General features: G+C 32.3%; 5 protein-coding genes and 2 pseudogenes. 5 read left to right on the forward strand and 2 right to left on the reverse strand.

Going from position 1 to position 7,775, the window contains the following annotated elements; translation table 11 throughout:
- Nucleotides 1-45: 45 nt before the first annotated feature.
- A complete protein-coding gene (locus JCM14822_RS07425; RefSeq protein WP_242861437.1) occupies nucleotides 46-750 on the reverse strand; it encodes a Cof-type HAD-IIB family hydrolase in 705 nt (234 codons plus the stop codon).
- A 230-nt stretch (nucleotides 751-980) separates the two neighbouring features.
- Here JCM14822_RS07425 and JCM14822_RS07430 point away from each other — a divergent pair, with 230 nt between their 5' ends.
- The 3 genes and pseudogenes from JCM14822_RS07430 to glpK all read left to right on the forward strand — a co-directional run bounded on the left by JCM14822_RS07430 (nucleotide 981) and on the right by glpK (nucleotide 3,994).
- On the forward strand, nucleotides 981-1,295 hold the full coding sequence (locus JCM14822_RS07430) for a DUF1540 domain-containing protein (protein ID WP_054741076.1): 315 nt from the start codon (nucleotides 981-983) through the stop codon (nucleotides 1,293-1,295).
- Between the two features lie 172 nt (nucleotides 1,296-1,467).
- A complete protein-coding gene (locus JCM14822_RS07435) occupies nucleotides 1,468-2,448 on the forward strand; it encodes an alpha/beta hydrolase (RefSeq protein WP_054741078.1) in 981 nt (326 codons plus the stop codon).
- A 53-nt stretch (nucleotides 2,449-2,501) separates the two neighbouring features.
- Nucleotides 2,502-3,994 (forward strand): annotated as a pseudogene (gene glpK / locus JCM14822_RS24480) (glycerol kinase GlpK).
- Nucleotides 3,995-4,127: 133 nt separating this feature from the next.
- Here the strand turns inward: glpK and JCM14822_RS07445 are convergent.
- Nucleotides 4,128-4,595 carry a hypothetical protein gene (locus JCM14822_RS07445; protein WP_054741080.1) on the reverse strand — a complete coding sequence of 156 codons (468 nt, stop codon included), beginning with the start codon at nucleotides 4,593-4,595 and terminating at the stop codon, nucleotides 4,128-4,130.
- Nucleotides 4,596-4,828: 233 nt separating this feature from the next.
- On the opposite strand from JCM14822_RS07445, the gene JCM14822_RS07450 reads away from it, so the two are divergent.
- Nucleotides 4,829-5,950 (forward strand): glycoside hydrolase family 88/105 protein, encoded by a 1,122-nt coding sequence (locus tag JCM14822_RS07450; protein WP_054741082.1) that lies wholly within the window; start codon nucleotides 4,829-4,831, stop codon nucleotides 5,948-5,950.
- 771 nt (nucleotides 5,951-6,721) lie between these two features.
- A pseudogene (locus JCM14822_RS07455) lies at nucleotides 6,722-7,775 on the forward strand (pyruvate formate lyase family protein); the annotation flags it as partial.

A 7,775-nucleotide genomic window follows, 5' to 3' on the forward strand; every position in this document is an offset into this window, starting at 1 on the left:
CACCATTTTCTTCATTACTAGCTGCTTGAAATCTAGAAATTTTGATTAAATCAGGATGGGCATTAGCATAGCATAGCTATAATAAGCGTTTTCCATCATTTCTACATCATTAAGGTAATCTCCAAATACCATTGTTTCATCAAAGCTGATATTTAAATGTTTTTGAATATCACAAATCGCCATACCTTTATTGACGTTGTTAGGCATCATGTCCACCCATACATAACCAGCGACGCAGATTTGTAATCTTTTCATGAAAGGCTCAAAAATAGGAAAGCTATTATGTTCAGCACCATCTAAATCACATACTGTGAATTTAATAATGCGTTCATTAATTTGTGTAAGATCATCTACAACAGTATATTTAACGTAGTATTTTTTGAGTTCATTAAGGAAAGCACGGTTATTACTTTCAACGAAAGCACCATTTGTTGTACAAACAACGCTATAAGAATTTTTGATTTTTCGTGTTTCAAGAATGAGCTCGTTTACTAGAGTATTATCAAGTAAATGAACAGCGATTTCTTCACCTTTGTAAACTACATGAGCACCATTGTCTGAGATGAAAAGCATATCTTCGTGAAAAGCTTTAAAATTTTCACGAAGTGTTAAGTAAGGTCTGCCACTTGCTACAGAAAAGATAATATTATTTTCTGTAAGTGTATGAAGTAATTCAGGAAATTCAGGTGGCATAGTATGGTCGTTACGTAAGAAGGTACCGTCCATATCTGTTGCTATTAATTTAATCATAAGTATTCTCCATAGTTCTAAAGTATAATGTGCCATTCAAATGTAACGGCTAATATAATTATAGCGTGAAATGGAGAAAGAATGAAATCGGTTTTTGGCATAATTGTTAATAAAGGTATTAAAAAAGGATAGTCAAGAGGTTTGAAATGAAACTTCACTGTAAAGGAATAAAACAGTTATAAATATCTCATAATATTGAGATGAAATAATTAGTAAAAAGGAGAAAGTCTATGCCAAGTTTAAGATGTGATGTTAAAAACTGTTCTTATAATGAAGAATGTCATTGTTGCTTATCTCAAATTCATATAGGACATCAAGGATCTAATAATCCAGAAGCTACAAATTGTGAAAGCTTTGTAGAATCTGAATATGTAGCAAGTAACTGTTCAATGTGTGCACAAAGTGAAGTGCAGATTGACTGTAGCGCAGTTAACTGTGTATTTAATAGACAACATAATTGTTATGCAGTAGATGTTGACATTAATGGGGCAAGTACAGCGTGCCATTTAGAAGACACATGTTGTAATACGTTTATTAGCAGATAGTAGGGAAATTTATTAAATTAAAATAAGGTATCGTAAAGTAAGAAGAAACACTTTGCGATACCTTATTTTATGCTATAAAGCTATATGATATTGAAAGTTTAAAATATAATATATTTATATGTCTTAAATGTATTATAATAAGACATATAAATATAGAATTAAGGGTGAAAATATGAGTAAATATGATATTAATGAGGATTTTGAGGCTTATGTAAGCATATGTGAACAAGGAAATAAAAATATTGAAGCAGAAGAATTATTAAAGGAATTAGTAAAAAATAGTGCTATAGGGAAATTAGTATGGGAAAGGAATAAGAGTGATAAAGAAATAGAGGTTACGAAAGATAATTTTAATAGTTTTGATGGTGAATCTATTAATGTTCAAATTATAGAACCTCATAATTTGGAAGCTAAAGCGCCTTGTATAATTTATTATCATGGGGGAGGTTTCGTAGCATCAGCATTAGATTTTCATAGAAGATTAGTACGAGAATATGCATTAGGTGCAAAATGTAAGGTTATATATGTAGATTATCGCTTAGCTTTTGAACATCCTTTTCCAATAGGGCTTGAAGATTCATATAGTTGCTTGGAATGGGTGATTGAAAATGCAAATGTCTTAGATATAGATACAGATAGGATTGCAGTAGCAGGAGATAGTGCAGGGGGAACATTAGCTACAGCAGTAGCGCAAATGGCTAGAGATAGAATGAATAAAAAACTATGTTTCCAAATGCTTTGTTACCCAGTAACTGATTATAGGCAGCAGACAGAATCTATGCAAACATTTATAGATACCCCTATATGGAATGCAAAATTAAATCATAGTATGTGGCAAGTTTATTTAAGAAATGGTATAAGAAGTGTAAGAAATGCTCAGGAAGATATGTTACCATATGCTTCACCTATGGCAACTAAAAATTTTGAGAACTTACCACCAGCTTATATTGAAATTAGTGAATTTGACCCTGTAAGAGATGAAGGAAAGGCTTATGCGGAACTTCTTAGCAATCATGGTATACCTGTGATACTTAATGAAACAAAAAGAACAATACATGGTTATGATGCAGTTAAAAATAGCAGAATCACACAGGAAAATACACAAAAACGTATAGCAGCATTAAAAGAGGCATTTAATACGTTTAAAATTTAAAATAAATCATATATACTAAAGCTATAGAGAAATAAAGCATAGGAGCGTAAGCAATGAAAAAGTATATATTAGCTTTAGATCAAGGGACAACTAGTTCAAGGGCCATATTATTTGACAAACAAGGAAATGTTAAAAGTATGGCACAACAAGAATTTAACCAGTATTATCCAAAGGCTGGATGGGTAGAACAAGATCCTATGGACATCTGGGAAAGTCAGTTTGAAGTGGCAAAAGCATGCTTAGAACAAGGAAATATAGCAGCAAAAGATGTGATGGCTATAGGGATTACAAATCAAAGAGAAACAACTATCGTATGGGACAAGGTAACGGGCAAACCAATCTATAAGGCTATTGTATGGCAATGTAAACGTACAGCAGCATTTTGTGAAAGTCTAAAAGAAGAAGGCTTTGAAAAGATTATTAAAGAAAAGACAGGACTTATTTTAGATCCATATTTTTCAGCTACAAAGCTTAAATGGATTTTAGATAACGTAGAAGGAGCAAGGGAAAGAGCTGAAAAAGGTGAACTCTTATTTGGTACAGTAGATACTTGGCTTATGTGGAATCTTACAAAAGGAGAAGTATTTGCAACAGATTACTCTAATGCGGCTAGAACTATGCTTTTTAATATTCATACACTACAATGGGATGAAGAGATAATTGAGAAATTTAATATTCCTAAACAAATGTTACCTGAAGTAAAAGAATCTAGTGGATTATTTGGAAGTACTTATGAAGGATTATTTGAAACAAGCATTCCTATTAGCGGTGTAGCAGGAGATCAACAAGCAGCTTTATTTGGACAAACTTGTTTTAGCCCTGCAACAGCCAAAAGTACATATGGTACAGGATGCTTTTTATTAATGAATACAGGAGAAAAAGCAGTAAGTTCTAAACATGGCTTACTTACAACAATTGCATGGGGCATAGATGGCAAGATCGAATATGCCTTAGAAGGCAGTATCTTTATGGCGGGTGCAGCTATTCAGTGGCTTCGAGATGAACTAGGCTAATAGCCAATGCAGCAGAAAGTGAGACTTATGCAAGAAGTGTCAAAGATAGCAATGGGGTATATGTTGTACCAGCATTTGCAGGATTAGGTGCACCTTATTGGGATGCTTATGCTAGAGGGTCTATAGTAGGACTTACAAGAGGGGTAACGAAAGCACATATTATTAGGGCAACTTTAGAAGCCATAGCGTATCAAACCTATGATGTTTTAAAGGTGATGGAACAAGATTCAGGAATGCATTTAAGCCTTTTAAAAGTAGATGGCGGTGCTAGTAAAAATGATTTCTTAATGCAGTTCCAAGCCGATTTATTAAGAGTAAAAGTAGAAAGACCTGAAGTTGTAGAAACAACGGCTCTAGGTGCAGCCTATTTAGCTGGATTGGCTGTAGGTTATTGGAAAGATAAAGAAGAAATCGCTCATAATTGGTGCTTAGATAAAACATTTCAGGCAGACTTGGAGATAGAGAAAAAAGAAAAATTACTAAAAGGCTGGGCTAAGGCAATAGGCTGTAGCAGTCATTGGATAGAGGCATAAAACAAAAACGGTGTGACAAAGATTCAATTTGTCACACCGTTTTTACCTCTACGTAACACGGGTGTATTTTATAAAAGAGGCAGTTTAGCGCATTTATAGTTTATCCATAAATAAGATAACTATACGAAATAACTTAAAAAGCTATTGTGTGAAATGTCTTCTTGTCTGATTCTTCGGGAATAATCTTAAATACAGCAGTGTTTTTTGAGAAACACATAGAAGTTGCGGGTAGATTTTCAACTAGGTTGAGTGGTAATTCCACATAAGTCACAAGGGAATGATCTCTTACAAAACCTAGCATTACAATCGTATCTGAGTATTCAATGTTGAATGAAGGATTAAAAGTCATAATGTTATTTGCTTTTAGTATTTCATTAGGAGATGAGTAGGGTGTAAAAACATATAGAGTGTCCCAGTTAAAGTCTGTGACCTTTGAAAAGTCTATTATTGATGATGTTTCAATAGTCGTTTCAATTTGATGTTGTAAGGCAGTGTTCATTTTAAGGTAAGTTAAGCGTGAAAATAAAGTGCTTATAAGTACTATAGATGAGACGCAACCTATTCCAAGTGCAAGTCCGAGCCAGAAAGTTTTCTTTTCCATAGCCACAATCCTTTCTAAGATATTTATTTAATAATACTATAACAATGGCATATAAGTTTTTCATGAACAAATAATATAAAGTAGAAGAAAATTTGATAAAATATATCCAAAATCAATAAATAATACATATCTATACCTTAAATTTATGAAACTTAAGACAGGGTTAAAACTTTAATGTAAAATAAAATAAGCTTTTAAATGAAACATAATTTAGGAAATGAGGAAAATAGAATATGGATACGCTTAGAAATTACATTGAAGAGCTCATTGATAAAAGTACACCTGAAAGACCAATCTGGAATATCGAAAAAATTTTACAAGGTAAAGCACCTACATGGAATTATATTGATGGATGCATGATTAAAGCATTATTAGAAATGTATGCCATCACAAAAGGTGAAAAATATCTGGAATTTGCTGATGCATTCATTACATATCATGTAAGAGAAGATGGTTCAATTAATAATTATGATATTCATGAATTAAATATTGATAATGTTAACTCTGGAAAAGTGTTATTTGAGTTATATGATATTACAGGTAAAGAAAGATACCGTAAAGCAATAGATACTGTATATGAGCAAATTAAAATTCAACCTCGTACAAAAGAGGGTAACTTCTGGCATAAAAAGATTTATCCAAACCAAGTATGGTTAGATGGTCTTTATATGGGACAGCCATTTTATATGGAATATGAAACAAGATTTAATAATAAAGCCAATTATGATGATATCTTTAATCAATTCTGCAACGTAGAAAAGTATATGAAAGATGCTCAAACAGGTTTATATTATCATGGCTATGATTCATCTAGAGAAGCTAAATGGTGCAATAAAGAAACAGGACTTTCTAAAAACTTTTGGCTTCGCGCTCTAGGATGGTTCGTAATGGCACTTATTGATACAATTGACAAAATGGATAAAAGCTATACAGAAATGTATACTAAACTTATGGAAATGTTTAAAGAGCTTATTGAATCGTTACTTAAATTCCAAGATGAAAGTGGTATGTGGTATCAAGTAGTTGATCAAGGCGGTAGAGAAGGAAATTACCTTGAAACAAGTGGTAGTGCAATTATGGCTTATGCTATTTTAAAAGGTGTAAGAATGGGATTCTTACCAGAAAGCTATGCACAATACGGTGAAAAAGCATTTAAAGGTATTTGTGATAAATACTTATATGAAAAAAATGGTGAAATGAATTTAGGCGGTATTTGCTTAGTAGCAGGACTTGGATGTCCAGATTCAAGAGATGGTTCATATGAATATTATATTTCAGAACCAGTTGTAGAAAATGAAGCAAAAGGAGTTGCACCACTTTTACTTGCTTATACAGAAATCTTAAGAAGAAAATAACTTATATTATCTAAGAAAATAAAAATAACCTTTAGAGAAAGATATCTACTCTAAAGGTTATTTTTATGAGTATAAAATTTTATAATTATTTTAAATGTATATTATTGAATAGAAATAACGATATGTTATTATTTATCTAAAGATAGGGAGAAATAAAATGTACACAATTTATATGACAACAAGATGTAATTTTAAGTGCACATATTGTTACAAAGATTATGCTAAAGAGCTTAGTATATTTTCCTCTATGCAATACCTCGTTGTTTAAAAATATTTTGAATTGAAATCTCTTTTATCGCTTGCTCATAAATCTAAGTTATTTCAAGGTGTTTCTCAAAGTATGAGTTGGTATGATGATGGTATAAGGTATATGATATTAGGAAACGATTATAATTTTACTGTGGATGAACTTGTTGAGATGGCAAAGTAGGTAATAGACGTTAGATAATATGTTATAAATAATAGGTTAGGTTATTAACTTAATGAGCTGATATGAAGCTATTTATAGCTTCATATCAGCTCATTTTACTTATATGAAAGAAAATGGGAAAATGTATATAAGTATTATTATATAAAAATTTCTTGTAAAGAATAATAATTACTATTTACAAAACGAAAAAGACAAGATATAATAAAAACAAGTCAAGGATGTATACAGTATACAATCTGAAACAAATCTGAAATAATCACACAAATTAAGATTAATAATTTAGATTTCACATTAAAGGGGGTGGAGTAAAGGCCTATATAGATAGCGCCTTTACGAGGCATATGACACATTGGAGAAACTTTAAACTAGGTAAATGGCAAGAAGAAATTAACGTTAGAGATTTCATTGTTAATAACTACACAGAATACACAGGAGACGATTCATTCTTACAAGGTCCAACAGCTGATACAACAGCTTTATGGGAAAAACTTAGCGAGCTTATGCTTAAAGAAAGAGAAAGAGGAGCTTCGCAGATACAAAAACTGTAGCAACTATCACTTCTCACGCAGCAGGATACATTGACAAAGAAAAAGAAAAAATAGTTGGGCTTCAAACAGATGCACCACTTGTAAGAAGCTGTCATCCATTTGGTGGTATGAGAGTAGTAGAAAATGCACTTAAAGCATATGACTACGAAGTAGATCCAGAAATGAAAGAAATCTTTACTAAATATAGAAAAACACACAATCAAGGTGTATTCGATGTTTACAATAAAGACATCCGTACAGCGCGTAAAGTTGGTGTTGTAACAGGTCTTCCAGATGCTTACGGACGTGGACGTATCATCGGTGACTATAGAAGAGTAGCACTTTACGGAATCGACAAACTTATTGCTGAAAAAATGAAAGCTAAAGAAGCTAAATCAGTAATGTTCACAGCTGAAACAATAAGAGATTGTGAAGAGCTTGCAGAACAAATCAAAGCATTAAACGAACTTAAAGAGTTAGGTGAAATGTATGGATTTGATTTATCAAGACCAGCTGAAAACTTCCAAGAAGCAACACAATGGTTATACCTTGCTTATCTTGCAGCAGTTAAAGAACAAGATGGAGCTGCTATGTCAATCGGACGTACATCTACATTCTTAGATATCTACGCTGAAAGAGATTTACAAGAAGGTAAATTAACAGAAGAAGAAGTTCAAGAAATTGTTGACCAATTCATCATGAAACTTCGTATCGTTAGATTCCTTAGAACTCCAGAATACAACGAATTATTCTCAGGAGATCCAACATGGGTAACAGAATCACTTGGTGGTATGCTTGAAGATATGAGCGCTTCACTTGTAACTAAAAACAGTTTCCGTTACCTTCACACACTTTACAACATTGGACC

This window comes from Cellulosilyticum ruminicola JCM 14822 (assembly GCF_001311925.1).
GTDB lineage: Bacteria > Bacillota > Clostridia > Lachnospirales > Cellulosilyticaceae > Cellulosilyticum > Cellulosilyticum ruminicola.

Coding starts and splice junctions, on each gene's coding strand:
- JCM14822_RS07445 (WP_054741080.1), bottom strand. CDS start 4,595: ATGGAAAAGAAAACTTTCTGGCTCGGACTTGCACTTGGAATAGGTTGC.
- JCM14822_RS07450 (WP_054741082.1), top strand. CDS start 4,829: ATGGATACGCTTAGAAATTACATTGAAGAGCTCATTGATAAAAGTACA.
- JCM14822_RS07435 (WP_054741078.1), top strand. CDS start 1,468: ATGAGTAAATATGATATTAATGAGGATTTTGAGGCTTATGTAAGCATA.
- JCM14822_RS07425 (WP_242861437.1), bottom strand. CDS start 750: ATGATTAAATTAATAGCAACAGATATGGACGGTACCTTCTTACGTAAC.
- JCM14822_RS07430 (WP_054741076.1), top strand. CDS start 981: ATGCCAAGTTTAAGATGTGATGTTAAAAACTGTTCTTATAATGAAGAA.